At 38.8% G+C, this 23,518-nt stretch carries 23 protein-coding genes; 11 read left to right on the top strand and 12 right to left on the bottom strand.

Going from position 1 to position 23,518, the window contains the following annotated elements:
• Window positions 1–111 precede the first annotated feature (111 nt).
• Genes pulA through thpR form a run of 3 tightly spaced genes read right to left on the bottom strand, consistent with a single transcriptional unit; the run spans window position 112 to window position 3,815 of the window.
• A complete protein-coding gene (gene pulA, locus QF028_RS02875) occupies window positions 112–2,244 on the bottom strand; it encodes a type I pullulanase (RefSeq protein WP_429464020.1) in 2,133 nt (710 codons plus the stop codon).
• Entirely contained in the window at window positions 2,231–3,214 is a 984-nt protein-coding gene (locus QF028_RS02870; protein ID WP_429464019.1) for a diacylglycerol/lipid kinase family protein, read from the bottom strand. The genes pulA and QF028_RS02870 overlap by 14 nt, the downstream gene beginning before the upstream one ends.
• 22 nt (window positions 3,215–3,236) lie before the next feature.
• Window positions 3,237–3,815: an RNA 2',3'-cyclic phosphodiesterase gene (gene thpR, locus QF028_RS02865; RefSeq protein ID WP_429464017.1), complete on the bottom strand. Its 579-nt coding sequence runs from the start codon at window positions 3,813–3,815 to the stop codon at window positions 3,237–3,239.
• 167 nt (window positions 3,816–3,982) lie between these two features.
• Here thpR and cysK point away from each other — a divergent pair, with 167 nt between their 5' ends.
• Window positions 3,983–4,912 (top strand): cysteine synthase A, encoded by a 930-nt coding sequence (gene cysK / locus QF028_RS02860; protein ID WP_429464015.1) that lies wholly within the window; start codon window positions 3,983–3,985, stop codon window positions 4,910–4,912.
• A gap of 388 nt (window positions 4,913–5,300) precedes the next feature.
• Here the strand turns inward: cysK and dat are convergent, their stop codons facing one another.
• Complete coding sequence (gene dat / locus QF028_RS02855; protein ID WP_429464014.1) at window positions 5,301–6,173, bottom strand: D-amino-acid transaminase; 873 nt, start codon at window positions 6,171–6,173, stop codon at window positions 5,301–5,303.
• A gap of 582 nt (window positions 6,174–6,755) precedes the next feature.
• Here dat and QF028_RS02850 point away from each other — a divergent pair.
• Both QF028_RS02850 and QF028_RS02845 read left to right on the top strand, forming a co-directional pair.
• Window positions 6,756–6,977: a DeoR family transcriptional regulator gene (locus QF028_RS02850; RefSeq protein WP_429464012.1), complete on the top strand. Its 222-nt coding sequence runs from the start codon at window positions 6,756–6,758 to the stop codon at window positions 6,975–6,977.
• 472 nt (window positions 6,978–7,449) lie between these two features.
• The gene (locus tag QF028_RS02845; protein ID WP_429464011.1) at window positions 7,450–8,805 is read left to right on the top strand and encodes an amino acid permease; all 1,356 of its coding nucleotides are present in this window, start codon (window positions 7,450–7,452) and stop codon (window positions 8,803–8,805) included.
• A 48-nt stretch (window positions 8,806–8,853) separates the two neighbouring features.
• On the opposite strand, the gene QF028_RS02840 is transcribed toward QF028_RS02845, so the two are convergent.
• Window positions 8,854–9,738, bottom strand: coding sequence for a LysR family transcriptional regulator (locus tag QF028_RS02840; protein WP_429464009.1), 885 nt, complete (start codon window positions 9,736–9,738; stop codon window positions 8,854–8,856).
• 124 nt (window positions 9,739–9,862) lie between these two features.
• Between QF028_RS02840 and QF028_RS02835 the strand changes: the two genes are divergently transcribed.
• Window positions 9,863–11,863, top strand: coding sequence for a YhgE/Pip family protein (locus QF028_RS02835; RefSeq protein WP_429464007.1), 2,001 nt, complete (start codon window positions 9,863–9,865; stop codon window positions 11,861–11,863).
• 44 nt (window positions 11,864–11,907) lie between these two features.
• Here QF028_RS02835 and QF028_RS02830 read toward each other — a convergent pair whose 3' ends face one another.
• Together QF028_RS02830 and QF028_RS02825 are read right to left on the bottom strand one after the other, a co-directional pair.
• Window positions 11,908–12,285: an ArsR/SmtB family transcription factor gene (locus tag QF028_RS02830; protein ID WP_429464006.1), complete on the bottom strand. Its 378-nt coding sequence runs from the start codon at window positions 12,283–12,285 to the stop codon at window positions 11,908–11,910.
• Window positions 12,286–12,711, bottom strand: a complete 426-nt coding sequence (locus QF028_RS02825) for an SRPBCC family protein (RefSeq protein WP_429464004.1) — start codon at window positions 12,709–12,711, stop codon at window positions 12,286–12,288.
• A gap of 285 nt (window positions 12,712–12,996) precedes the next feature.
• On the opposite strand from QF028_RS02825, the gene QF028_RS02820 reads away from it, so the two are divergent.
• On the top strand, window positions 12,997–13,743 hold the full coding sequence (locus QF028_RS02820) for an AAA family ATPase (protein ID WP_429464002.1): 747 nt from the start codon (window positions 12,997–12,999) through the stop codon (window positions 13,741–13,743).
• A 393-nt stretch (window positions 13,744–14,136) separates the two neighbouring features.
• On the opposite strand, the gene speD is transcribed toward QF028_RS02820, so the two are convergent.
• Window positions 14,137–14,946: an adenosylmethionine decarboxylase gene (speD, locus tag QF028_RS02815; RefSeq protein ID WP_215001141.1), complete on the bottom strand. Its 810-nt coding sequence runs from the start codon at window positions 14,944–14,946 to the stop codon at window positions 14,137–14,139.
• A gap of 218 nt (window positions 14,947–15,164) precedes the next feature.
• On the opposite strand from speD, the gene QF028_RS02810 reads away from it, so the two are divergent.
• Both QF028_RS02810 and QF028_RS02805 read left to right on the top strand, forming a co-directional pair.
• Window positions 15,165–15,569: a Dps family protein gene (locus QF028_RS02810; RefSeq protein ID WP_429472163.1), complete on the top strand. Its 405-nt coding sequence runs from the start codon at window positions 15,165–15,167 to the stop codon at window positions 15,567–15,569.
• A gap of 143 nt (window positions 15,570–15,712) precedes the next feature.
• Complete coding sequence (locus QF028_RS02805) at window positions 15,713–16,999, top strand: DUF4309 domain-containing protein (protein ID WP_429464000.1); 1,287 nt, start codon at window positions 15,713–15,715, stop codon at window positions 16,997–16,999.
• Between the two features lie 151 nt (window positions 17,000–17,150).
• Here QF028_RS02805 and QF028_RS02800 read toward each other — a convergent pair whose 3' ends face one another.
• Window positions 17,151–17,879, bottom strand: a complete 729-nt coding sequence (locus QF028_RS02800; RefSeq protein WP_429463998.1) for a 16S rRNA pseudouridine(516) synthase — start codon at window positions 17,877–17,879, stop codon at window positions 17,151–17,153.
• A 19-nt stretch (window positions 17,880–17,898) separates the two neighbouring features.
• Window positions 17,899–19,509 carry a putative polysaccharide biosynthesis protein gene (locus QF028_RS02795; protein WP_429463996.1) on the bottom strand — a complete coding sequence of 537 codons (1,611 nt, stop codon included), beginning with the start codon at window positions 19,507–19,509 and terminating at the stop codon, window positions 17,899–17,901.
• A gap of 203 nt (window positions 19,510–19,712) precedes the next feature.
• Here QF028_RS02795 and QF028_RS02790 point away from each other — a divergent pair, with 203 nt between their 5' ends.
• A complete protein-coding gene (locus QF028_RS02790) occupies window positions 19,713–20,987 on the top strand; it encodes an NAD(P)/FAD-dependent oxidoreductase (RefSeq protein WP_429463994.1) in 1,275 nt (424 codons plus the stop codon).
• A gap of 7 nt (window positions 20,988–20,994) precedes the next feature.
• Here the strand turns inward: QF028_RS02790 and QF028_RS02785 are convergent, their stop codons facing one another.
• The gene (locus tag QF028_RS02785; RefSeq protein WP_168245378.1) at window positions 20,995–21,180 is read right to left on the bottom strand and encodes a sporulation protein Cse60; all 186 of its coding nucleotides are present in this window, start codon (window positions 21,178–21,180) and stop codon (window positions 20,995–20,997) included.
• A gap of 151 nt (window positions 21,181–21,331) precedes the next feature.
• On the opposite strand from QF028_RS02785, the gene QF028_RS02780 reads away from it, so the two are divergent.
• The 3 genes from QF028_RS02780 to QF028_RS02770 are packed head-to-tail and all read left to right on the top strand — an operon-like array spanning window position 21,332 to window position 23,131.
• Entirely contained in the window at window positions 21,332–21,724 is a 393-nt protein-coding gene (locus QF028_RS02780) for a hypothetical protein (RefSeq protein ID WP_429463991.1), read from the top strand.
• On the top strand, window positions 21,724–22,602 hold the full coding sequence (locus QF028_RS02775; protein WP_429463989.1) for an FAD:protein FMN transferase: 879 nt from the start codon (window positions 21,724–21,726) through the stop codon (window positions 22,600–22,602). Before QF028_RS02780 ends, QF028_RS02775 begins: the two co-directional genes overlap by 1 nt.
• Window positions 22,603–22,609: 7 nt before the next feature.
• Window positions 22,610–23,131, top strand: a complete 522-nt coding sequence (locus QF028_RS02770) for a ferric reductase-like transmembrane domain-containing protein (protein WP_429472161.1) — start codon at window positions 22,610–22,612, stop codon at window positions 23,129–23,131.
• A gap of 55 nt (window positions 23,132–23,186) precedes the next feature.
• On the opposite strand, the gene QF028_RS02765 is transcribed toward QF028_RS02770, so the two are convergent.
• Window positions 23,187–23,501: a rhodanese-like domain-containing protein gene (locus QF028_RS02765; RefSeq protein ID WP_215001165.1), complete on the bottom strand. Its 315-nt coding sequence runs from the start codon at window positions 23,499–23,501 to the stop codon at window positions 23,187–23,189.
• Window positions 23,502–23,518: the final 17 nt, after the last annotated feature.

Genomic DNA, 23,518 nt, shown 5'->3' with positions numbered 1-23,518 from the left:
CTTTTTATTTTTTTAGAAATAAAAAAAAGCTATTGAAACCATTGCACACAATAGCCATCTTAATAAATTTTATCTCGGATTACCTTTTTTCGTCAAGTAAATCTGAAGAAACTATTTTTTTAGCAAAACATTTATGGAAACTGGCTCCATCAAAACTTTGCCACCATGCAAAATCTTTTTGGAGGAAATTTCAGCTTGTTCATGGTCAGCTAAAACAGCCCAGTCCCCTTCTGGTATCGAAATCGCTCGCTTCTTTGACGAAGGATTAATTAATAAGATTACATCATCTTCCCTTTTAAACAAATACCCCAACACCGGTGCAGCTAATGGTAATTGTCGTATATTTGCACGGATTTCAGCAGAAGTTCTCATTCGGAAAGAAGAAAGAGATTTACGGATTTGAATAAGTCCTTTAATATATTTTACGTTTTCTTTATATATTATCTTTCTATCCCAATCAAGTTGATTGATTGGATCAGGAGAACGATAACTATTTCCATCACCCTTTTTTGTTCGCAAAAACTCTTGGCCGCTGTGGAGAAATGGAATTCCTTGTGATAATAAGACAATACTCGTTGCGAGACGATGATATTTTATTCGTAAAGAATCCTCTGCATCAGGGAGACAAGCAATAAGTTTATCCCACATTGTATGATTATCATGGCACTCAACATAGTTCACTGATTGGAAGGGTTCATTAAAAAGGGCCACCCCCTGTTTCGTAAAACCGATACTGCCCGTTATAACCTCATTAGCGGCCTCAAAGTAGTGCTCATTTCCTAAGGCAAAACCTTTATCAAACAAGTTAAATGAACTACCTTTTATACAATCACGATATTTATCATTGAATTGAGCTATTTGTGGCATTTTTGCCTGATTTGCTATTGTTGCTTTCTGCTCAACTGGAAGAGGTGTGTTGAGACTCCAGCCTTCACCGATGATGATTGTTCCTTTTGACAGGCTGTCGCACACTTTCCTTACTTCGTTCATGGTCTCTACATCCAATATCCCCATCAAATCAAAGCGAAAACCATCGATATGATATTCCTCCAGCCAATAACGAATCGAATCAACAATATATTTTCTGACCATTTTTCGTTCTGATGCAATGTCATTCCCAACCCCAGTACCATTGGAAGGGAGTCCAATTTCGTTATGACGGAAATAATAACCCGGGACCACCTTTTCAAAGGAGGAATTCTCACGGATGTAAACATGATTATAAACCACATCCATAATCACTCGAAGTCCAAGACTATGAACGTGATCAATTAACTGTTTTAACTCCATGATTCTTGAATAAGGATCGGCAGGATTCGTTGAATAGCTTCCTTCAGGAGCATTGAAATGGAGAGGATTATATCCCCAATTATATTCACTATTTGGTTGCAGTTCATCGACACCAGCAAAATCATGGAAGGGGAGGAATTCTATATGGGTAATACCAAGGTCTTTTATATAAGATAATCCTGTAGGTTCATCGTCGATCCCTTTTGTATTTAGCTCGCCCGCACCTAGATAAAGTCCTTTATTCTTTACACCACTTTTAGGGTGAATCGTTAAGTCTCTAATATGTGTTTCATAAATGATTGCATCTACGGCATTTTCAATAGCGGGTAAGTTTGGACGCAGCCTATGTGTTTTCTCAAGCCTCACAATCACTCCAAGCTCGCCATTGACCGACACCGCCTTAGCATAAGGATCTGTAGCCTCTCGCCATTCTTGATTTACTAGGATGAGGAAACTATATTGATAGAATTCTAATTCACGGTTGACAGTAACAGACCATATGCCGCGATCCTCTCGTTTCATTTTTACAATTTCTGAAAAGCTGCTATTAGCAGGACGTAACTTTAATTTAACTTGGGTGGCGGTGGGGGCCCATAGCTTAAAACAGGTTTGGCCAGCATGAAAGGTCACACCAAGGTCATTACCGTCATAATAGAATTTCTCGTCAAAGGCGTCTGTTCGAATCACTGCACCAATATGCAGGTCTGTTTTCCCGCCATGTTCATCAATAATCACATATTGTTTTTCAAAGGAATAATCCTTTGAAAATTCACAAATATATTTCATATTATTATCTATTTGTCTCTTCTCGATGATTTTCAAGGGATGTTCTTGAAAATCACTAGAAATCAAGAAAGCGGATGACAAACCGTGATGATAGGAAAGTGGAAGAAGAATCGTAATGATCTTCATCTCATCTAGATAGGCAAAGAAATTTCGGTTAGTAGCAATCATTCGAGTCCCTCTCTTTCAACTCCACTTCTTCCGGACGTTTTATTCTCGACATCACTTCCAAAGCTCTTGCTTGAAGATGTATATTCAAAGGAGTAAATCCAATATGCTCCCCATCTGCGTGAACAAAAAGGGCTGAACGGGATTGGATAGAAACATCCTTTCCTGTATAAGTTTTCACTTCTTTAAAATAGATGTGCTTCCCCCAAAACACACTGATAAAAACGAGTAACAGCTTCCACCTTGATAATCGTTGAACAACGGTTATATCAAAAAGTCCATCATCAGGCTCGGCCACAGGGGCAATTTTCATACCACCGCCATAATATGGTTGATTGGAAACCGTTACAAACCATGTTTGTTCAAATATATGCTTTTCTCCGTCAATTGATAAATCAATTGTTGAGGTTTTATAAGTAAATAATTTTTTTAATAAAAAATAAACATAAACCAGCCTGCCCAACGAAAGTTTATTGAGTAATGCCTTCATCCGGGATTGATTAACTTCATAAGAAATAAGTGCATCAAACCCAGCACCCATATTGTTAATAAAATAGTGCTGATTCGAATCATCCATGGTAATTTTCCCTATATCAATAGGCAGACCCTTATGTTTCGCGAGGCGGAGAATCACTGCTAATGCTTCCACGGGGTCGACAGGAATTTGAAATCCTCTGGAAAAATCATTTCCAGACCCACCAGGGATAAATCCCAATGTAATATTATTATCCTTCACTGCTCCATTCACCACTTCATGCATCGTTCCATCTCCGCCAACAGCGATGATCATCTTTTGCTCAGGGTTCTTTAACGTAATTTGGCTGGCAAGGATATTGGCATGGCCTGGATATTCGGTAAAGAATGCAAGGTAGGAAACCTGTTCAACTTTGAGTTGCTGTTCCATCCGTTCCCAAATCTTAAAGCAGTGGCCATTTCCAGCTTTTGGATTAATAATAAAGTAAATTTGTTTCATATTACCAACCCTTATTTTAATTTTATGTTTTTGTGTAATTTAAAGGAAATACTTTTAGGGCTTCATACTTGGGTGTTTTGTTAAGGTTTGTCCGATATAATACTACTTCACTTGCTTCAAATGAGAGAGGGTTAGGCTGAAGATCTTCCCATAAATCAAGCATTTCCTTTTGGAAAGGATGGACCCCGCCCCACTTTCTAGCAAGTGTTATATGAGGTCGAAAGGGTCTGGTTTCAAGTTGAAACCCTGCATTCTCACAAGCAAAAAACACCTTTTTTCTGATGGCTTGTAATTGTTTGCTTTCATCGGTATCGGCCCAAAAAACACGAGGAGAATCAGCACTTCCGAAAAATCCAAGTTTGTTGATTTTCAGGGTGAAAGCTTTCTCATCTTTAAGGGCATCCTTAACATTATTTTCTGCAAGTGCAAGTTTATCAGGTGGAGCACTGCCTAGAAATGCTAGGGTTATATGCAAATCTTGATAATGAACCCAGCGGCTAAATGGGATTCGTTCCTTTATTTTTTCCATATGTTCTTGCATCGTTAATTTTGATTGTTCTGGTATTCTTACGGCAAAGAAAAAATGAGATCGATGTTCCATTGTTATCTTCCTTTCTTTAGTTAATTTTAGTCTATTTTGTCCTAAATGTATCTATTAGCAAACAGGCAATTACCCGATATTTTTTACATAGAGCATAAATTTATTTATTATTAGATAGGAAACTATAATTTTAGAACTTACTTCAAGGTATTGAAAGGAAGGTCCCTATGAAAGTAGTCAACAATATCGCTGAATTAATTGGGGATACACCATTAGTGAAACTAAATCGATTAGCACCAAAGGACGGGGCCTCGGTTTATTTAAAACTGGAGTACTTTAATCCCAGCAAGAGCGTTAAAGACCGGGCAGCTTTTAATATGATTATCGAAGCAGAAAAGGCTGGAAAATTAACAGCAGGTTCAACGATTATTGAGCCGACCAGTGGAAATACAGGGATTGGCCTTGCCATGAATGCTGCTGCTCGCGGCTATAAATCGATTATCGTGATGCCCGATACGATGACACAAGAACGAATCAGCATCCTAAGGGCATACGGGGCTGAGGTTGTCCTTACACCTGGGGCTGAAAAAATGCCAGGAGCCATCCAAAAAGCACTTGAATTAGCAAGTGAGATTCCAAATAGTTTTGTCCCCATGCAATTTGAAAATCACGCAAATTCAGATGCGCACCGATTCACTACTGCTGTTGAAATTATCAAAGCGATGAAGGAAATCGGTAAACCGCTGGCAGCTTTTGTCGCAACAGCTGGAACTGGAGGAACCATCACTGGCACAGGGGAAACATTAAAAGAGCATTATGAAAATTTAACGGTCCATGTTGTCGAACCGAAAGGCTCTCCTGTTTTATCAGGCGGAAAACCAGGTAAACACAAGCTGGTTGGGACAAGCCCAGGTTTTATCCCAGTTATTCTTAATCAAAATGTCTATGATGAAATCCATCAAATCAATGATGAAGATGCCTATGATATCGCACGTCGGTTGGCTGTCGAAGAAGGAATTCTAGTAGGACCATCCTCTGGCGGTGCTTGCTTCGCCGCATTAGAAGTTGCCAAACGTTTAACTCCAGATGATGTGGTCGTTTGTATTGCATGTGATACGGGGGAACGATACTTATCCAGTGATTTGTTTCAATATTAATTAGAAAAGACGTGGACACTCCTGTGTTCACGTCTCAGATTGTCGAGATAGGGTATTTTTCTCGGCAATTTTTTATTCTCAGCATTTAATTATTCATTGTACCTGCTAATGGGCCTGTTGATTTGCGCGGAAGGCACGCAGACTCCTGCGGGAGTACGGGGCAGGGGAGACCCCGCAGGTGCTTCAGCGCCGAGGAGGCTCCCCGGCACGCCCGCGGAAAGCGAAGTGCCTGGAGCTCAAATCAACAGACATGTTGCAAAGCCTATATATTAATAATATTATAATAAATTAACGCGGTGAATGGTTAAAGTTATTGTAGAAAATAAGAGGCTGTCGAAAGTTTCTCGACAGCCTGAGACGTGGACACTCCTGTGTTCACGTCTTTTTTCTAATTAAGGGTTTTATCTTTAAGTGCTCCGCATTGTTTTTCAATTTCTTGCTCAAATGCTTCTTGCAGCCTTCGTGTAACAGTGCCTGGTAAACCATCCGCAACTCTCTTACCATCCACTTCAATAATCGGCATCACCTCTGAAGTAGTACTTGATAGGAATACTTCATCAGCATTGGCCAATTCATCAAGTGTAAATGTTCGTTCCTTCACCACAATATTATTACTAGTACAAATCTGCAATATTACATCCTTTGTAATCCCTTTTAAAATTAGATTATCCGACGGATGCGTAATAACAACACCATTTTTGACAATATAGATATTCGACGAACTTCCTTCCGTAACATTGCCGTTGCGATGTTGGACCGCCTCAAAGCAACCTTCAACAGCCGCTTTTTGTTTTGCTAATAGATTGCCAAGCAAATTCAAACTTTTTATGTCACAACGCAGCCAACGAATATCTTCTGTTACGATTGTTTTTACTCCCTTCTTTAAACTTTCCAAAGGTCTGAGCGCTTCCTTTGTATAAGCTACAAGGCTGGGAGTTATATTTTCCGCCGGAAACGCATGATTACGGGGTGCGACTCCTCTCGTAATTTGCATATATATGGTCCCTAACTGAAGATTATTTTTTGCAACAAGTTCTTCTAGCAATTTCGTTAATTGCTCCATAGTATAAGGAAGTACAATCCCAATACTATCCAAGCTTTTCACAAAACGATTCATGTGTTCAGTTCCTGTGAACATTTTTCCGTTGTAGACACGGATAACTTCGTATACACCATCACCAAATTGATAACCGCGATCTTCCACATCAACCTTTGCTTCTGAACGCTCAATAATTTCCCCATTCAAGATTGCAAATTTCATTCTCCTATATCCCCTTTTTATTTGTTATTCATTCATGGCCAATTCAAAATAAATCCTGTGTGTCCGTAATCAGGGACTGTTTTCTTTTTTCTTTTTTCAACTTCACTCATCCAATCAATCTTCGTCAGATGTAAATCCCCCTATCGTTGATGAATTCACTTCCACCATAACAATATCATTATTGTAAATATTTTATCAATTTTGCTTCAATAAACGTTGTTTTTTTATTATACAAAAAATAAATCAACCAATTTAACTAAAAATTCAAATAATTAGTCATAATCCATACATTATCGCCCATAACCTATAGTAAGAGTATGGTAAGGGAGGGCGATAATCCGAACAATTTTTGTAAATTTTAGATGTTTATTTTGTAAATTTAAGTATATTGGTGGAAATTTTTTGATTTTGTGGTTACAATAAAGTTAGATGTAAGACATCTAAGTATCCACATTAATCATCCACGAAAAGGAGATGTCTGCGCGGAAAAGAAAACTACATATTCTTGAAGAGGAATCTTCAAATAGGCTGTCGGTAGCAGGGTATTGCCATGGGTTTGAAAAAAGGATAGGGAGTGGTTCTTTGAAACCTTCAACTAACCGGATGTTAAACCGCATCAAATGTATCTACATGTTTATCCGCAATAACGGCACTGTTTCTACGCAAGAACTTGTAGAGGAATTTGGTATCACTCCTCGCACCATACAACGAGATTTAAATGTCTTAGCCTATAATGACTTGGTAATTAGCCCAAGCCGTGGAAAATGGACGACAACAAAAAAGAGAGTAAAAATGTCTTCTTAATAAAAAAATAAATTAGCATAATTTCATAAAAAAGCACGCGAGCCCATCTCGCGTGCTTTTTGTTTGTCTAAAATCAATGGTGCTCATGTACTTGGTTCGTGATTTTTTGATATTCCTGTTCACTTAGGATCCCTAGTTTTCTAAAAACATAGGAATAAATGAAAATCCTCCGTTGCAATCGAGGGGTTACGAACATATTAATCATCTCCTGCCTTAATTAATTATATTCGCCATTTCAAACAATGTTTCCTTCAACCAAAAAAAATTCTTATGGATAATATTTTAACCCCATAGCAAGAACACGCTGGGAGGGAGCTGAGCCACTATACTTGTGTAGAAACAGTAATATGGGTTGATCTAAAATCTTCAACACTAATTGACAGTTTTCAATAGTATGGTAGTATATTAATATCAAAAAATACTTTAGCGCTTAAAAGCGTCTAAGCAAAAAAGATAAGTGGGTAGGAATAACATGAAAAATAATCATCAGAACTTACAAAAAGGATTATTACCGAGGCATGTCCAGTTTATAGCCTTAGCTGGTATGATTGGTACGGGGATTTTTAAAGGGAGCTCCGACACTTTGGCGATTGCAGGACCGAGTGTTGTAATTGCCTATTTAATTGGCGGCCTTTTACTATTTATCATAATGGCTGCCTTAGGGGAAATGGCGCTTGCTTTTCCAAATTTAAATGTACAGCATTTAGTAAACAAAGCATTTGGATTCCAAGTTTCGTATATCGTGGGATGGCTTTACTGGATCAACTGGATTCTTGTTACGGTTGTTGAATTATTAGCAGCGGGAAGTTTCCTACAATTTTGGTTTCCTACAATACCATTATGGGTGTTAAGTTTCCTTTGCGCAGTTATAATCGTAGGAATTAATTTAACTCAAGTAAAAAATTATGGGGAACTTGAATTTTGGTTTGCTGGAATTAAAATCATAGCGCTGATAGCGTTTATCATTTTAGGCTTTTCACTCCTATTAGGAATTATTCCAAGCTCGATACAGGATCCGCTCGCTAACTACACAGCACACGGCGGATTTTTCCCGCACGGAATGGGTGGAACTTTCAGCGCCTTTTTAGTTGTCATGTTTTCGTATGGTGGTGCGGAGTTAATTGGGGTCGCTGTTACCGAGACAAAGGATGCTGAGCGAGTATTGCCAAAGATTATTAAAGGAGCAGTTTGGCGTGTTATTATTTTTTATATATTACCAATTCTAATCATTTGTGGACTCATGCCTTGGGACAAGGTTACGGGTGCAGACAGTCCCTTCGTTCAAGTCCTCAGTACAACAGGGTTGCCTGGAGCAGCACATATTATGAATTTTGTCCTGCTGACAGCCGTACTGTCCGCTGCAAATTCAGGTATTTATGCGACATCCAGAACGCTGTTTTCTATGGCACAAAGTGGCGTTGCGCCTAGGGGGTTAGCAAAACTCTCTGCAAAGGGAATTCCATTAACAGGAATAATGGTTACAAGTATATGTATACTAGCAGGTGTTTACCTAGCCTATCTAACACCTAGTGAGGTAATCGGCTATCTCATGACCATTCCAGGGTTTACAGTCATGCTAATCTGGATTAGTATTTGTGCAGCACAGTTAAAATTAAGACCACTTTACAAAAATCAACCGGCATTTAACGTAAAATGGTTTCCATATACGACCATCTTCGCCATTGTATCTTTAAGTATTATCTTTATTGGATTTGTGTTTAATCCAAATAATCTAATTGGTACAACCGTTAGCTTGGTAACCATTGGCTTGTTAATCATCCTCTCATTTCTTGTTAGAAAAAATGGTTTGAATGAAATTACCGCTTAATAGATACAGAAAAGGCTCTCAATTTACTTGTTGGCCTTTTTTGCTTTTTCAAAGAGAAAGCTTTGAAAAGTACTCGATCACATACTGACGAAATTCTTGTCCCGCCTCAGATAAATAACGCCTCTTTGACCAGCCTAACCCAATGGTCCTTTGGCATTTTGGTTCAATGATTCTCAGTTTGTTTGGAAAGGGATTCGTATGATGGAGCCACGAAATTTCTGGAATAAAAGCAATCCCTAAACCTTGTTTAACTAAATCCCCTATCACCCCCGGCTCATCTCCTTCAAAAGCAATGTTTGGAACAAATCCTGCCTTACGACAAAATTCATCTGTTAAGTTTCTAAATCCGAAACCAGCATTCATACCGATAATAGGCTCGTCCTTTACTTCATTAAGAAAAATTTCTTTTCTCCTTGATAAACGATGTTCTGGGGGAACAATTAAGTAGATTTCTTCAGTCATTAGCGGTTCCCAGACGATATCCGTCCCCTCAATAGGCACGGATGAAATACCAAAATCAATCTCCGCCTTTTCCAGCCGGCTTTTCATTGAGGAGGTTGACTCTAGGACTTGTTGAAATTTAATTTCGGGAAAAAGCTTTAAAAAAGAACTCAATAACTCAGGAAGGACCCTTGGAATACTGACCGCTAAAGTAATTTGCGTTTGCCTTTGATGAGCTCTTTCAGCAATTTCTCTTTTCCCTTCATTTAATTCTAAAAATATCCGATTCACTCGATCTAAAAACAGTTTTCCGTAGTCGTTTAACCGGAGCTGTCGATTTTTCCGATCAAATAATGGAACACCCAAATCTTCCTCTAATCGTGCTATGGTCTTACTTAAAGAGGGTTGGGCAATTTGAAGTTCTTCTGCGGCTTTGGTCATATGCTCAAGTCTGGCAACTGTTTGAAAATACTGTAATTGTAAAAACTCCATCAATTAAGCCCCCTTATCAATAGCTTGAAAGCTACTAAATGATAACTAATTATATATTATACAATATACGTAAAAGTATTTATCATTGTGGTTATGTAAAAAACTTAAATGTAAAGGGGTCATTATGAAAGGAATTCACTTAGTATTTAGGGATTTAAAGATGATGTGGCATCATAAGCACGGAAGGATCGCCTTAGTGTTCCTATTAATCGTTCCGTTAATTTATTCTGGTTTCTTTCTTGCTGGTTACTGGAATCCCTATGGACGGTTAGATCAACTTCCTGTCGCTGTCGTCAATCTAGATCATGGATCGATGATGGATAACAAGTCGATTGAGGCAGGTCAGGAATTTGTCAAAAACTTAAAAGAAAACAAGGATCTCAAATTCTATTTCCTCTCTGCAAAGAACGCAAACCAAGGATTGAAAGACGGGAAATATTATATGGTTTTGACGATTCCAAAAGATTTTTCACAAAAAGTTAGTACATTAATGGATGAACATCCCGAGCAGGCAAAACTAAATTTTAAAATAAATCCAGGAAAAAACTTTGTTGCCTCACAAATTAGTACGACCGCAACGGAAGAAATGAAGACAAAAATAGCAGCTAGCATCACGAAATCCTACGCAGATGGCGTATTTTCAAAGTTTGTTGAATTAGCAGACGGCTTACGTGATGCCGGCGATGGTGCGTCAAAAATTAATCAAGGAACAATCGATGCTAAGAATGGAATGATCCAGCTGTCAGATGGTGTCGACCGCTTAAATGATGGTGCAAAAAAGTTAGAGGATGGGAGTCAGCGGCTTTCAAACGGTCAACAAAAATTGACTCATGGGCTTGCCGGTTTAAAAGAGGGCTCACTAGCACTTTCTAATGGCATGGAAAAGCTTTCTGAAGGTCATGCAAGTGTAGAAGTTGGGATTGAACAATTAACGGAAGGCATGCAATCTTTGGCTTTGAATAGTGAAAGGTTATCTCAAGGTCAAGCAGGGGTGAAACACACGACAGATGAATTATCGAAAACAGTAGAACTATTTTTACAAAATCACCCTGATATGAAAAATGATCCTACCTTCCAACAAATTGCTGCCATGTCAACCGGCCTATCAAAAGCAGCTGATTCATTGAGAAGTGGTCAAGTCCAACTTGCTCAAGGGGCAAACAAATTAGTTCAAGGACAAACAAAAGTCCAAGATGGTATGACAAAGCTTGGCGATAAAATGGATGATGCTGCCACCGGGGCAAACAAATTATCTGAGGGAACCGTACAATTTTCCAATGGTTTCGTTCAATGGAAAAATGGTTTTTCCTCTTTAAATAATGGAATAGTTGATTTAGCAAACGGTGGAAGTAAATTAAATAACGGCACCAATCAGTTAGTAGATGGTTTGGATCAATTGAGCGTTGGTTCAGACGAGTTAGCCACAAAATTAAATGATGCTGCTATGCAAACGTCTAGTATCCATAATAATAACCAATTAACCTCGATGTTCTCAGAACCAGTCAAATTAGTAGAATCGGATTTATCCGAGGTTCCGAATTATGGGACTGGAATTACCCCCTATTTTCTATCTTTAGCATTTTATGTAGGTGGAATAATGGCAGCTAACATCCTTCCATTAGGACGCAGACAAGATCTTAAGGTTAATGGAACAGAGCATTTTATTAATAAACTCGGACTTAAGTACTTAATCGCATTAATACAAGTGTTATTTGTCGATTTGGTAGTCCTTTTCGGATTCAAAGTACATGTGGTAAGTGTTCCCTTGTTTATTGTATCCAGTGTCATTGTCTCCTTAACCTTCATGACGGTCATCCTTATGTTAGTGACATTGTTTGGTGTTGCAGGGAAATTTATGGCTGTCACACTATTGGTTTTACAATTAGCTACATGTGGTGGAACATTCCCGGGTGAATTAAGTAATCCTATCCTAAGCAAGATCGGTAATGTTTTACCAATGGCCCATTCATTACGGAGCTTTCAAGATGTTATCTCCCTAGGGGATTGGGCCCAACTACAACAGCAAATACTAATCTTACTTTTCTACCTAGTAATTGCGGGGGGGATTGGATGGGTGACAAGTCATCTGCAACATTCCAAGATTGCCGTGGAGACCTCTCATTAAAAACTAAAAAAGTGATACCCAATATTTACATGGGTATCACTTTTTTAATCATTTTTGTCATCTGACTTTTCAATTGCCGGATGGAGATGTTTGATTTCCTTCACATCCGACTCAACAAATAGTCTAAGTGCTGAGAGCTTATTTTCCCAGAATAACTCAAAATATTGGAGCCAATCCTTTAGTTCGTTTAAGGGCTCCGGCTCCAGCTTGTACCTTGTTTCCCTGCCGGCTTTCCGTTCCTTAACCAGCCCGGCATCAGCTAATACACGTAAATGCTTGGACACAGCGGTTCGGCTTATCGGAAAGTGTTCACTTATCGCCGTGACAGGCATCTCTTCCTTGCTAAGAAGTTTTAACAGCTTTCGCCTTGTTGGATCAGCGATGGCTTGAAAAACATCATGCTTTGCCGATGAAGCCGCCATTTATGCCTCAACATATGCTTGCAATTTTTTCACAAGACCTGCCCAGCCCTGATTCATGTTATCGCGGATCGGAGTATGCGGAGCACCGAATTCTGTAACTTTGTTAGCGTCCCAGCCACCATGGATAAGAGTTAACTCTGTTTTATCATCCAGTTCTTTTAATTCAAAAGTTAGTGTCCAATCTTTTCCCCAATTATATGAAAGTTTGTTAGGCGGATCGACATGTGTTACCTTACATGGCGACATACCAAATTGCGCTGCATTTAAGTGAAATTCATGACCTTCAACTGGTTGAAGGTCATTAGGCATGAACCACGCACCCAGACCTTCTGCTGTAGCTACTGCATCCCATACTTTAGCAATTGGAGCATTGTAAACGACTGTATACTTTATATCTTCTAATGTTGCCTGTGACTCATTTCCCATGTTAATTGCCTCCTCGAATTGTGCTGCGATTATTACTTCATTACGAAACCATTTGGTTTCACATCAAGACTATATAACACCATTTGGTTGCACGTCAAGCATTTCTTTTTTAAAAGAAAAACGGTGACTTCACATTAAGTAAAGTCACCGTAATTTTCATTCAATATACTTTCATCCCATAATTATTACAAATCAATATATAGGATAAGCAGTAAAAATATGCTACTTTTAATATTAATCAATCTGCTAACTTTCATTATTATCATAAAAATTGGGGTAATAAATATGATAAATACTCAATATTTACGAAGAATTAATCTGAAAAGAGATGAAATTCCTTCTTTTAATAAATATCCCTTTAACCTGCCCAGTTTACGAGGCTTAGACGAACTAGCTTTTCATCCGAATGTTACTTTCCTGATTGGGGAGAACGGCATGGGTAAATCCACCCTGCTTGAAGCGATTGCGGTTGCTCTTGGTTTTAATCCAGAAGGCGGCTCTTTTAATTTCAATTTTTCAACTTATGATTCACATTCTCCTCTTGCAGACTATCTCAAAGTAATAAAGGGTATCGAAAAACCTAAGGATGGATTTTTCCTGCGGGCAGAAAGTTTTTATAATGTTGCTTCTAATATTGAGGATCTGGATAAAGGAGGCGGCGGGAGAAGGGTCATTGAATCATTCGGAGGTGTTTCCCTGCATGAACAGTCGCATGGTGAGGCCTTCTTTGCCACGTTTCTTCATCGGTTTGGCGGTAATGGGATATACATTTTAGATGAACCAGAAGCAGCCCTCTCCCCACTGCGGCAGATGTCGATGCTGACAAGGATTCATGATTTGGTGAAAGAGAACTCCCAATTTATTATTGCTACCCATTCGCCAATCATCATGGCTTATCCTAATGCAAAAATCTTTGAATTTACAGAAGAAGGAATTATTGAAAATACACTTGAGGAAACGAATCATTATCGGATCATGAAACAATTTTTTGATGATAAAAATAGAATGCTGCATCATCTGTTAGATGATTAAAAATTTGACTTTGAAAGGCTGGTTTCTCAATCACCATTCGTTTCGGTCACGTAGACACCTTCTACGTTACCCTATCCTTGGTTAGACCCCTGGTTTGGTCACGTAGACGCCTTCTATGTGACCCTATCCTTAGTTAGACACCTGGTTCGGTCACGTAGACACCTCCTACGTTACCCTATCCTTGATTAGACCCCTGGTTCGGTCACGTAGACGCCTTCTATGTGACCCTATTCTTGCTTCAACCACTGTTTCGGTCACGTAGACACCTCCTACGTGACCCTATCCTTAGTTAGACACCTGGTTCGGTCACGTAGACACTCCTACGTGACCCATTATGGACTCTGTTCCAGTAAGATAGATCCTTAATTAATGACTTTTCCTTCGGCTCCATTACTATTGGATAATATTTTTCCCATAAAAGATTTCATCCATCTCAATCTTTAATCGCTCCGTGATTTCAATATGTTCATCAGGTGAAAGCTTATCTTTTGTATATCCAAACAAATAGTTATTTAAATCGAATTCACGCAGCTTGCATTTTGTGTGAAAAATATGTTCCTGATAGACATTAACGTCAATCATATCGAATAATTCGCCGACATCTTCAGGGATGTAATTCTGAATCGAATTTATTTCATGATCAATAAAGAGCTTATGCCCTATCTTATCCCTTGTAAAGCCGCGGACCCGATAATCAATTGTCATCACATCTGTTTCAAATGATCGAATTAAATAATGAAGGGCCTTAAGGGGCGAAATTTCCCCGCATGTCGAAACATCAATATCTGCCCGAAATGTGCTTATTCCTTCATCAGGGTGGAATTCCGGATATGTATGAACCGTGATATGACTCTTATCTAACTGAATCACCACCGATTCCGGCAGCGGTCCCGGAGATTCCTCAAAGGATTCAGACGGGGCATTCGCAACTGGGCCCTCTGATACCAATAGAGTCACGCTCGCCCCGGCTGGTTCAAAGTCCTGACTCGCCACATTTAACACATGGGCACCGATTATATCTGATACATGGGTTAAAATTTTTTGCAGCCTGTCTGCACTGTATTGTTCATCTATATACTTCAGATAGGCTTCACGTTCTTCCCTCGTTTTTGTAAAACAAATATCATACATATTAAAGCTTAACGATTTCGTCAAGTTATTAAAGCCGTGTAACTCAATAGCCTGCTCGTGTGTAAGTCTCATGACAGTTCCCCCTTAAAATTAAGGTATCCTTTGCAAGTAAATATTATTAAGATACCCAGAGTTCTACCTAGTTACTAATTTTTAAAAAAAGTTTCCCTTTCTTAATTATAATTATTATCATTTAATATTTACTTTTAAATAATATGTGATATAATTAATTCAGATAAGAAATTAGGAGGAATGCTAAAATGACCGTTGAACAAGTAATCAACCAATAAATTGCAAACTGGAATATACTATATACTAAATTACATCGTTTTCACTGGTATGTGAAAGGTCCTCACTTCTTTACCTTACATGCCAAATTTGAAGAATTATATGAGGAAGCAGCAGCGACAATTGATGAGTTTGCTGAGCAATTATTAACTATTGGCGGCAGTCCCATTTCTACCCTTAAAGAATATCTTCAACTTGCAACCATTGAAGAAACCAGTGAAACATTAACTGCTGAAGAAATGGTTCAGACAATTGTCCATGACTTTTCCTTAATTATTGATGAATTAAAAGCTGGGATGGAAGTTGCTGAACAAAACAATGACGAGGTAACCAGTGATATGTTTTTAGGCTTACTCGGTAAACTCAATAAACATAACTGGATGTTACAATCTTTCCTACAGGCTTAATTGAAAATAAACGTTATATCTAGGACAAGCTGATTGCTTGTCCTTTTTTTCATGCGATTGAGTTTAATTTTTCCAAAATGGAAGGTCTTTGCTATTATTAAATCAAGTATAGATTAAATAAATTATGGGAAGTGAAACCCCTAATGAAGTTGTTAACACCTATCTTGACAGTCATTTTCTCTTTTTCTACACTATTAACTGCTTGTGATTCGGAACAGATTCATCCAAGTAATAATGTACAGCAAAAGCAAAATGGCCTACAGCCTAAGGAAATAAACCAATCCTATTTAAAAAAGCTCGATAATATTAAGGATTTGGCTCAAAAAGGAATGGTGAAGGATTGTCCATTTAATGCGCTTGATCGCACAATCGAACAAGTTAACTCTGAATGGGGTGAACCCGACAAGGTTGATCAGGCAGGTTCTGGCACCTATGCCACCTATGACAATAAAAATATCGTTTTAGGCTATAACAAGGCAGGAGAAATTTTCGACGTTCGTTCCTATGATGCTGACCTCAAAGAAATTACAGACAAGATGGTGATCAGATCATTCGGGCAGCCTACGGAAATACGAGACAATAATAATGAAAATATTTATGTTTATGAATTGAATCAGGAAATTCAGCTTAAGTTGATTTTTCCGAAAAGTAGTAATGTGATTGATCATATTTCTGTTTTTAACCCAAAAAGATCTACCATCACAGCATCAAATAACGAATACATCCTTGATATAAAAGGAAACTCCAATCAGTTATCAGAATCAGCTTGGGCTTCGATGCAAAAATGGCGGAAAGATATCGTCCTCTTTGCTAAAAACCAAGAGGGTGTTTATATTAATGGCCCTGATAAAAAACAGGTGGCCCTAACGTTTGATGATGGACCTGATGAAGTAATCACACCGGCAATCATTGAGATTTTGGCAAACCACCATGTAAAAGGAAACTTCTTTTTTATTGGCAGTAAGGTTAATAAGCATCCTGATGTTGTAAAGGATGCCTTTAAAAATGGAAACCTAGTCTTAAGCCATAGCTTTAATCATGTGGAATTAACCAAATTAGGCAAAAGCGCTACTAGACTCGAAATTGATCAAGCTGGGAAAGCAATTAAATCAGTTATTGGCAAGGAGCCGGCTATTCTTCGTACACCATATGGAGATACAAATGTACAGGTGGCAGAGGTTGCAAAACAAGAGGGCTATTCCATTGTCCTCTGGTCCATTGATACCCTGGATTGGTCCCAAATGGATTCAAAAAATATCATTCGCAATGTGATCGATAATCTTCGAAACGGTGACATTATCTTAATGCACTCCGATTCCGATAAGAGTGAGACCAAAAAAGCCTTACCACTCCTGATAGAAGAATTGCAAAAAAGAAATGTTGAAATTGTCGATTTAGAAACAATGTTGAATGTGAAGGCCTATCAATAATCAACCAATAAATGAGAATATGGATTCGCTGATTGAACTTATTAAAGGCAAGAAAATTTCATATTCACGCTTTAATAACGTTATTTCATAGCGAAATTTTTATTAAAAGGAAAAAGCAGCTATTTTTTTAGCTGCTTTTTCCTTTTTAAGATTATTTCACTTGATATTCTCGCAATAATTCTACTTCTTCGTCTGTCAGTTCCCGATATTCACCTAACTCCAGTGTCTCATCCAACGGCAAGGGGCCCATTGAAATCCGTTGGAGATAAACCACTCTTTTACCAACAGCTTCAAACATTCTTTTCACTTGATGAAATTTACCTTCCGTGATGGTTAGCTCAATGTCAGAACGGATACCGGATTTTATTATTTTCAACTCACCTGGCTTTGTTTCGTAGCCATCATCTAAGGTAACTCCATTAGCAAACGCCACCACATCTTCTTCCGTCACTTCACCATCGATGACAGCAAAATACGTTTTCGGAACATGCTTTTTCGGTGAAAGTAATCGATGTGCCAACTGACCGTCATTGGTGATCAGTAGTAAACCTTCTGTGTCCTTATCCAATCTGCCAACAGGAAACGGTTCATAGACCTGATCCTCAAGTTCTAATAAATCGATAACCGTTTCAGTAGAGCTATCTTCTGTCGCTGATAAGACCCCTTGAGGCTTGTTCATAATTAGATAGATAAATTCTTTATATTCAATAACCTCACCATTTAAAGTCACGGTTTGTTTGGTCGTATCCACATGCTGTTTTGCATCCTTGACTACCACATCATCAACCTTGACCGCACTACTTTTTAAAAGCTGCTTCACTTCTTTCCGGCTGCCATAGCCAAGATTAGCTAGCATTTTATCAATTCTCAACTGTCCCATCTCCTTTTTAAGAAGATTTTTAAAATCTTAACCTTAGTTTTTGCTTGATTCGATCGACCCTGTCACCAAATAAACGGTTCACTAGTCCTGATTTCAGGCCGAAGTAAAAATAGATGACGGCGCCCACTCCGGCACTTATCACGATAAGCAAGACGGATTGACCCTTTGATGCAGGAGAAAGGAATAGTAATAGTAATTTATAAACAATTTCTGTTCCTGCCCACATCAATCCTGCGAAGATGATAATTAATAAACTCCTCCGCCATACCAGCCGGAAACGATAGCCGGAGAATGTCTTAATCACAATTAAATTAATGACAATCGCTGCCGTATAACCAAGCGCGGTGGCGAGAACGGCCCCTCTTGTTTCAAACATTTTAATTAATGGAATGTTTAGCGCAAATTTTATTAATAAACCCACAAGCAAGCTTAAGATGGTAAAGCGCTGTTCGTTAATTCCCTGCAATATGGCTGCTGTGACAGAATAGAGTGAAAAAAGAATCGCAACAGGTGCATAGGCGCCTAATACTTGTGTCCCAAGATTATCATGCTCATAAAAAGCTGTGTAAACCGGTTCGGCCAATAACGAAAGACCGATAGCAGCCGGTAATGTTAAATAGAGCAAAACTTGAAAGGTTTGGTTTAATTGCCGGTCCATGTTTTTCTGATCATTCTCTACAAATGCCTTTGTAATACTCGGTATGAGTGTTAAAGAAAATGCCGTTGCAAGTGATACAGGAATGATGACAATTTTATGTGACTCGAAATTTAATATACCAAAGGCCGCATCAGCCACCTGCTTTGCATTGCCCATTGCGGACATCGCCCGGTTAAAGGTAATTTGATCGATAAATTGAAATAACGGATTGGCAATCCCGACAAAAACGAAGGGCGCTGCGTATAAAAGAATTTCTTTATAGATTTCCTTTAAAGAAATTTGGCTGGTCCCTTTATCATGTTCAAGTAGCTCGTCCAAATAGGGTTTTCTTTTATACCAATACCAAAATAAAACAACTAATCCTCCGATAGCACCGACAAATGCTGCAAAGGTGGCAACGCTAACTGCCGAAACAATAGTGCCATGTAAAAATTTCAGAACAACATAGGCTCCTGCAAGTGTAAAAATAATTCGTACGATTTGTTCAACAACCTGTGAAACAGCCGAAGGTCCCATTGATTGATGTCCCTGAAAGTAACCTCTGATTAAGCTCATAATTGGCACAACGATCAATGCAAAACTAACAGCCCGAATAACCGTCGTAACATTGGCCAGTTGTCCTTTACCAGGATGACTTAATTCAGCTAACATAGGTGCAGCGGAATACATCACTAAGAATGCCACAACCCCAGTCAACAACATAACCACTAGTCCCGATTTAAACAGCTTTCGGCCAACGGCATACTCTTCAAGTGCATTATATTTTGCAATGAATTTTGAAACAGCCAGCGGTACACCCGCCGTTGCAATACTAATAAAAATGGTATATGGGACATATGAAAATGAATAAAGCTGCGTCCCGTGTTTCCCAACAATTTGATAAAACGGAATAACATAAATTAATCCGATAACCTTAGATAGTATTGTTCCAAACGTTAAAATAAATGTTCCTCTTAAAAGCTTTGACTGCATAGAATCCCTTCCTACCCGAAGAAATACGTGCGCTTCTTCACAAATAATTCGACTTTTTTTGCACACTATTAGTAGTTTACAACTTCTTTCTCTCAGACGCTACTAACTTCCAAGTTAAATTTATGAAAAAAGGGCACATTCGTTTTATTTTGATGATAAATGTTTATAATGGAGTGACGGATTAAAGTAAAGTTGGTGGAAATATGGATTATGATGTAATTGTCATCGGCGGCGGACCTTCTGGGTTAATGGCGGCCATTGCAGCTGGTGAAAAAGGCGCAAAAGTACTATTAATTGATAAAGGAGACAAACTCGGCAGAAAGTTGGCTATTTCTGGAGGTGGTCGCTGTAATGTGACCAATCGCCTGCCAATCGAGGAAATCATCAAGCACCTGCCGGGGAACGGTAAGTTTTTATATAGTGCCTTTTCAATCTTTAGTAATGAAGATATTATAAAGTTCTTTGAAAAATTAGGTATCGAATTAAAGGAAGAGGATCACGGGCGGATGTTCCCCGTTTCCAATAAGGCTCAATCTGTCGTTGACGCCCTACTAAATCAGTTAGAAAAGCTTCGTGTCAGGATTTTCAAAAATAGCCCTGTAGAGGACCTTTTCTATGAAAATGGAACCGTTTCTGCCGTCTTGTTGAAAGATGGGCAAAAATTATCAGCTAAATCGATCGTGATTGCCGTTGGGGGAAAATCAGTTCCACATACCGGTTCAACTGGTGATGGGTATGCCTGGGCGAAGAAAGCCGGTCATACGATTACGGATTTATTTCCAACTGAAGTCCCTGTCACCTCGAGCGAACCATTTATTAAAAATAAAGCCCTACAAGGTTTATCACTAAGAGACATTGACTTAAGTGTTTTGAATCCGAAAGGTAAGCCGATTATCTCGCACCGCATGGATATGATTTTTACCCATTTTGGAATCAGCGGACCTGCCGTGCTGCGCTGCAGTCAGTTCGTAGTCAAAGCTATGAAAAAGTGGAATTTAAAAGAAGTAACCATAAGCCTTGATGCCTTACCAGACAAAAAAGAGGAAGAAGTTTTTCAAGAAATTCTTGCACTTGTTAAAAGTGAGCCTAAGAAAAGCATTAAAAATACACTAAAAGGGCTAGTCCCTGAACGATATCTTCTTTTTCTATTAGAACATAATGGGATTGACCCATCTGAGCAAGGCGGCACGATTTCCAATGAAAAAATTCGTAGTTTTTCAAAGAGCTGCAAGCAATTCCTGATAAAAGTAAATGGCACCTTGCCTCTTGAAAAAGCTTTTGTCACTGGCGGCGGTGTGTCTGTTAAAGAAATCGAGCCACAAACGATGGGTTCAAAATTAATGAACGGTTTATATTTTTGCGGTGAAATCCTTGATGTACATGGTTATACAGGCGGGTATAATATTACCTCTGCCCTTGTAACTGGAAGATTAGCTGGTACCAATGCAGCCCTGTCTGCAAAAAACAAAAAGGTCTGACTATTTGTCAGGCCTTGTAAATTATCATCGCGGAAAAACAATAAATCTGCTCCTCTTCTTCTTCCTCCGGCATTGCTGCCACATTATATTTAATATCGAGCAGGCTTGTTTCATCTATCCCTCTTAAAAACCGATTCATTTCCTTTTCTAAATCCTTCTCATGCTCCCGATCAAACAATTTAACCTGTATCACTTTTCTCTCTCCCTCTCTTTTTTACTATCATTATTAACAACTTATCTGAATTTTAAAAATAAGCAGACTGAAAAATTAAGGTTATTTTAAGATTCAACTTGTAAACTCCTTTTGAGAAAGACAGTTTCACCTATAGAAAGGAGCATTAAAAATGGATAAAAAACAAAAAATCTCTTGGGGCGTTAGTTTTGGGAGTTTGGCATTAGTAGCTGGAATGGTATCCTATCTTGGTCTATCAAATGGCGATCAAGCGGGCAATCAAGTCTCACTTACTCAAGGGCAATCCTCAAATAATAATTCTAATCAGCAATCACAGGATAGCTTTAATACACAACAACGTACTGACCATGGCAGCGGTTTTGATCAATCCTTTGATGACAGTAACTCATCGCAATACAATCAAAATGATAATTCTAGTAATCAGTACTCGAATAATAATGATCAATTCAATGGAAACAGTAATCAACAGGATCAATTTTCAAATGGCGGCGGACCTGAAATGGGACATCAAGGCGGCTTTGACACGACTACAGGTGGAACCTGATGTTTACCTACCAGTTCCCCTCCATGAGTACTATTGTGAAAATCTCTATTAATCATGAGTTATTTGCCAACGATATGATGCCCATCTACAAGCTATTTGAATTGATAGAGGATACGTGCAGCCGTTTCCGCTCCGATAGTGAACTATCAGGATTAAATCAACAAGTTGAAAAAGAAGTCATCGTTAGCAATGAGATGTTTTCAATCTTATCAGACGCTCTTCGATTTTTTGAAGAAACGGAAGGTATTTTTAATCCTAGCATTCTATCGACGCTTGAAAACCACGGCTATTCAAAATCGATTGAAATGATAAAGGGGAAAGAGTTAGCAGTAACTCCCCCTTCATCAATGGCTGCGATAAGTTCGCAACCTTTTATACTAAATGAAAGTAAGCGGTCCGTAACCCTATTATCAAAAATCGATCTTGGGGGAATGGCCAAAGGCTGGGTGATTGATCGTGCCGCACTGCTTTTAGATAGGTTGAGCTATGGCTTTATCAACGTGGGTGGTGATATCCGCATTTTCGGCACGTTGCCACGGCCATTAAATATCGGGATCGAGAGTCCATTTGCCGAACCAACGATGATTTCTTCGATTCAGGTTCAAAATGGGGCGCTTGCGACGTCCACAACCATGAAAAGAACATGGCGGATCAATGGAGAGTGGACGCATCATTTGATTGATACTCGAACAGGAAAACCTAGTAAAAGTAAGATTGTATCGGCAACAGTGACAGCCCCTACTGCTTTGGAAGCTGACGTTTGGGCAAAAACGGTTCTTTTACTTGGTAAACAGGCTGGTCAAGAGTGGATAAATAGAAAAGGTGTCCAGGCTGTGTTAATTACTAAAGACGGAGATATTTGGGGAGGAGGAGAGTAACTTGGAAATGTTTGAATGGTATATGATCCGCGCTACAGGTTTGGTAGCTTACCTTTTACTTTACTTGTCTGTCATCATTGGACTATACTCTCAAGTTCAGAAAAAGCGAAAACAAAAGGTCACTTCTTCCCTATTTTTGCATGAATCACTGTCTAATTGGGCCCTTTATCTTGTGGGTGGCCACGTTGGATTTTTACTAATCGATTCATATATCTCGTTACAATGGGTAGAGATACTCATTCCGTTTAATACGGACTATAAGCCCTTGCCAATGGCGCTTGGCGCACTATCCCTTTATTTCTTAATTATGACGATCGTTACCTCTAAAGCACGAAAAAAAATAGGCTATCAAAAATGGCGGAAATTACATGCATTGAATCCGATTCTATATATATTCGTTACGATACATGGTTTATTGATTGGTACAGATATTCAAGGAGCCGTACTTGCTGCAGTCAATATCCTGCCGATTATCCTTTTAGGAGGTATGTTGATGAAAGAAAAACCTAAGGTTGGGATTACTCACTAACAAAGAAAAGGGCTTATTTTCATAAAAAAAAAAACCGATTCCATCGTGGAATCGGTTATTCTGTATATTCTGTTTCTCCAGTCCATGCGAGCATGCCGCCAACCATATTTCTTACCTTATAGCCCTGTTCCTGTAGATAATAGCAAACATTCCCACTGCGGGCACTTGAGCGGCAAATAAAAATATATTCCTTATCCTTGTCAAAATAGTCGAGATTAGCAGGAATGTCGCCCATGCGAATATGCTTAGCCCCTGGTACCATCCCGAATACTACTTCTTCATTTTCCCTTACGTCTACAAGCTCAAGTTTTTCCCCTGCCTCAAGCTTCTTTTCTAATTCTTCTGGTGTAATCGTTTGAATTTCTTCCATCTAGTCCATCCCCTTCA

The organism is Neobacillus sp. B4I6 (genome assembly GCF_050434045.1).
In the GTDB taxonomy this organism is placed as follows: Bacteria; Bacillota; Bacilli; order Bacillales; family Cytobacillaceae; genus Neobacillus.
Note: the sequence above shows the minus strand (reverse complement) of the source record. Positions and strands in the feature narration are given on the sequence as shown.

What these genes read in the sequence shown, in the direction of transcription:
- QF028_RS02825 (WP_429464004.1), bottom strand. Translation starts at nt 12,711, where the DNA reads ATGGGAAATGAGTCACAGGCAACATTAGAAGATATAAAGTATACAGTC.
- QF028_RS02820 (WP_429464002.1), top strand. Translation starts at nt 12,997, where the DNA reads ATGATAAATACTCAATATTTACGAAGAATTAATCTGAAAAGAGATGAA.
- QF028_RS02845 (WP_429464011.1), top strand. Translation starts at nt 7,450, where the DNA reads ATGAAAAATAATCATCAGAACTTACAAAAAGGATTATTACCGAGGCAT.
- QF028_RS02870 (WP_429464019.1), bottom strand. Translation starts at nt 3,214, where the DNA reads ATGAAACAAATTTACTTTATTATTAATCCAAAAGCTGGAAATGGCCAC.
- pulA (WP_429464020.1), bottom strand. Translation starts at nt 2,244, where the DNA reads ATGATTGCTACTAACCGAAATTTCTTTGCCTATCTAGATGAGATGAAG.
- QF028_RS02780 (WP_429463991.1), top strand. Translation starts at nt 21,332, where the DNA reads ATGGATAAAAAACAAAAAATCTCTTGGGGCGTTAGTTTTGGGAGTTTG.
- QF028_RS02830 (WP_429464006.1), bottom strand. Translation starts at nt 12,285, where the DNA reads ATGGCGGCTTCATCGGCAAAGCATGATGTTTTTCAAGCCATCGCTGAT.
- QF028_RS02770 (WP_429472161.1), top strand. Translation starts at nt 22,610, where the DNA reads ATGTTTGAATGGTATATGATCCGCGCTACAGGTTTGGTAGCTTACCTT.
- speD (WP_215001141.1), bottom strand. Translation starts at nt 14,946, where the DNA reads ATGAGACTTACACACGAGCAGGCTATTGAGTTACACGGCTTTAATAAC.
- QF028_RS02765 (WP_215001165.1), bottom strand. Translation starts at nt 23,501, where the DNA reads ATGGAAGAAATTCAAACGATTACACCAGAAGAATTAGAAAAGAAGCTT.
- QF028_RS02805 (WP_429464000.1), top strand. Translation starts at nt 15,713, where the DNA reads ATGAAGTTGTTAACACCTATCTTGACAGTCATTTTCTCTTTTTCTACA.
- QF028_RS02790 (WP_429463994.1), top strand. Translation starts at nt 19,713, where the DNA reads ATGGATTATGATGTAATTGTCATCGGCGGCGGACCTTCTGGGTTAATG.
- dat (WP_429464014.1), bottom strand. Translation starts at nt 6,173, where the DNA reads ATGAAATTTGCAATCTTGAATGGGGAAATTATTGAGCGTTCAGAAGCA.
- QF028_RS02835 (WP_429464007.1), top strand. Translation starts at nt 9,863, where the DNA reads ATGAAAGGAATTCACTTAGTATTTAGGGATTTAAAGATGATGTGGCAT.
- QF028_RS02840 (WP_429464009.1), bottom strand. Translation starts at nt 9,738, where the DNA reads ATGGAGTTTTTACAATTACAGTATTTTCAAACAGTTGCCAGACTTGAG.
- cysK (WP_429464015.1), top strand. Translation starts at nt 3,983, where the DNA reads ATGAAAGTAGTCAACAATATCGCTGAATTAATTGGGGATACACCATTA.
- QF028_RS02800 (WP_429463998.1), bottom strand. Translation starts at nt 17,879, where the DNA reads ATGGGACAGTTGAGAATTGATAAAATGCTAGCTAATCTTGGCTATGGC.
- QF028_RS02775 (WP_429463989.1), top strand. Translation starts at nt 21,724, where the DNA reads ATGTTTACCTACCAGTTCCCCTCCATGAGTACTATTGTGAAAATCTCT.
- thpR (WP_429464017.1), bottom strand. Translation starts at nt 3,815, where the DNA reads ATGGAACATCGATCTCATTTTTTCTTTGCCGTAAGAATACCAGAACAA.
- QF028_RS02795 (WP_429463996.1), bottom strand. Translation starts at nt 19,509, where the DNA reads ATGCAGTCAAAGCTTTTAAGAGGAACATTTATTTTAACGTTTGGAACA.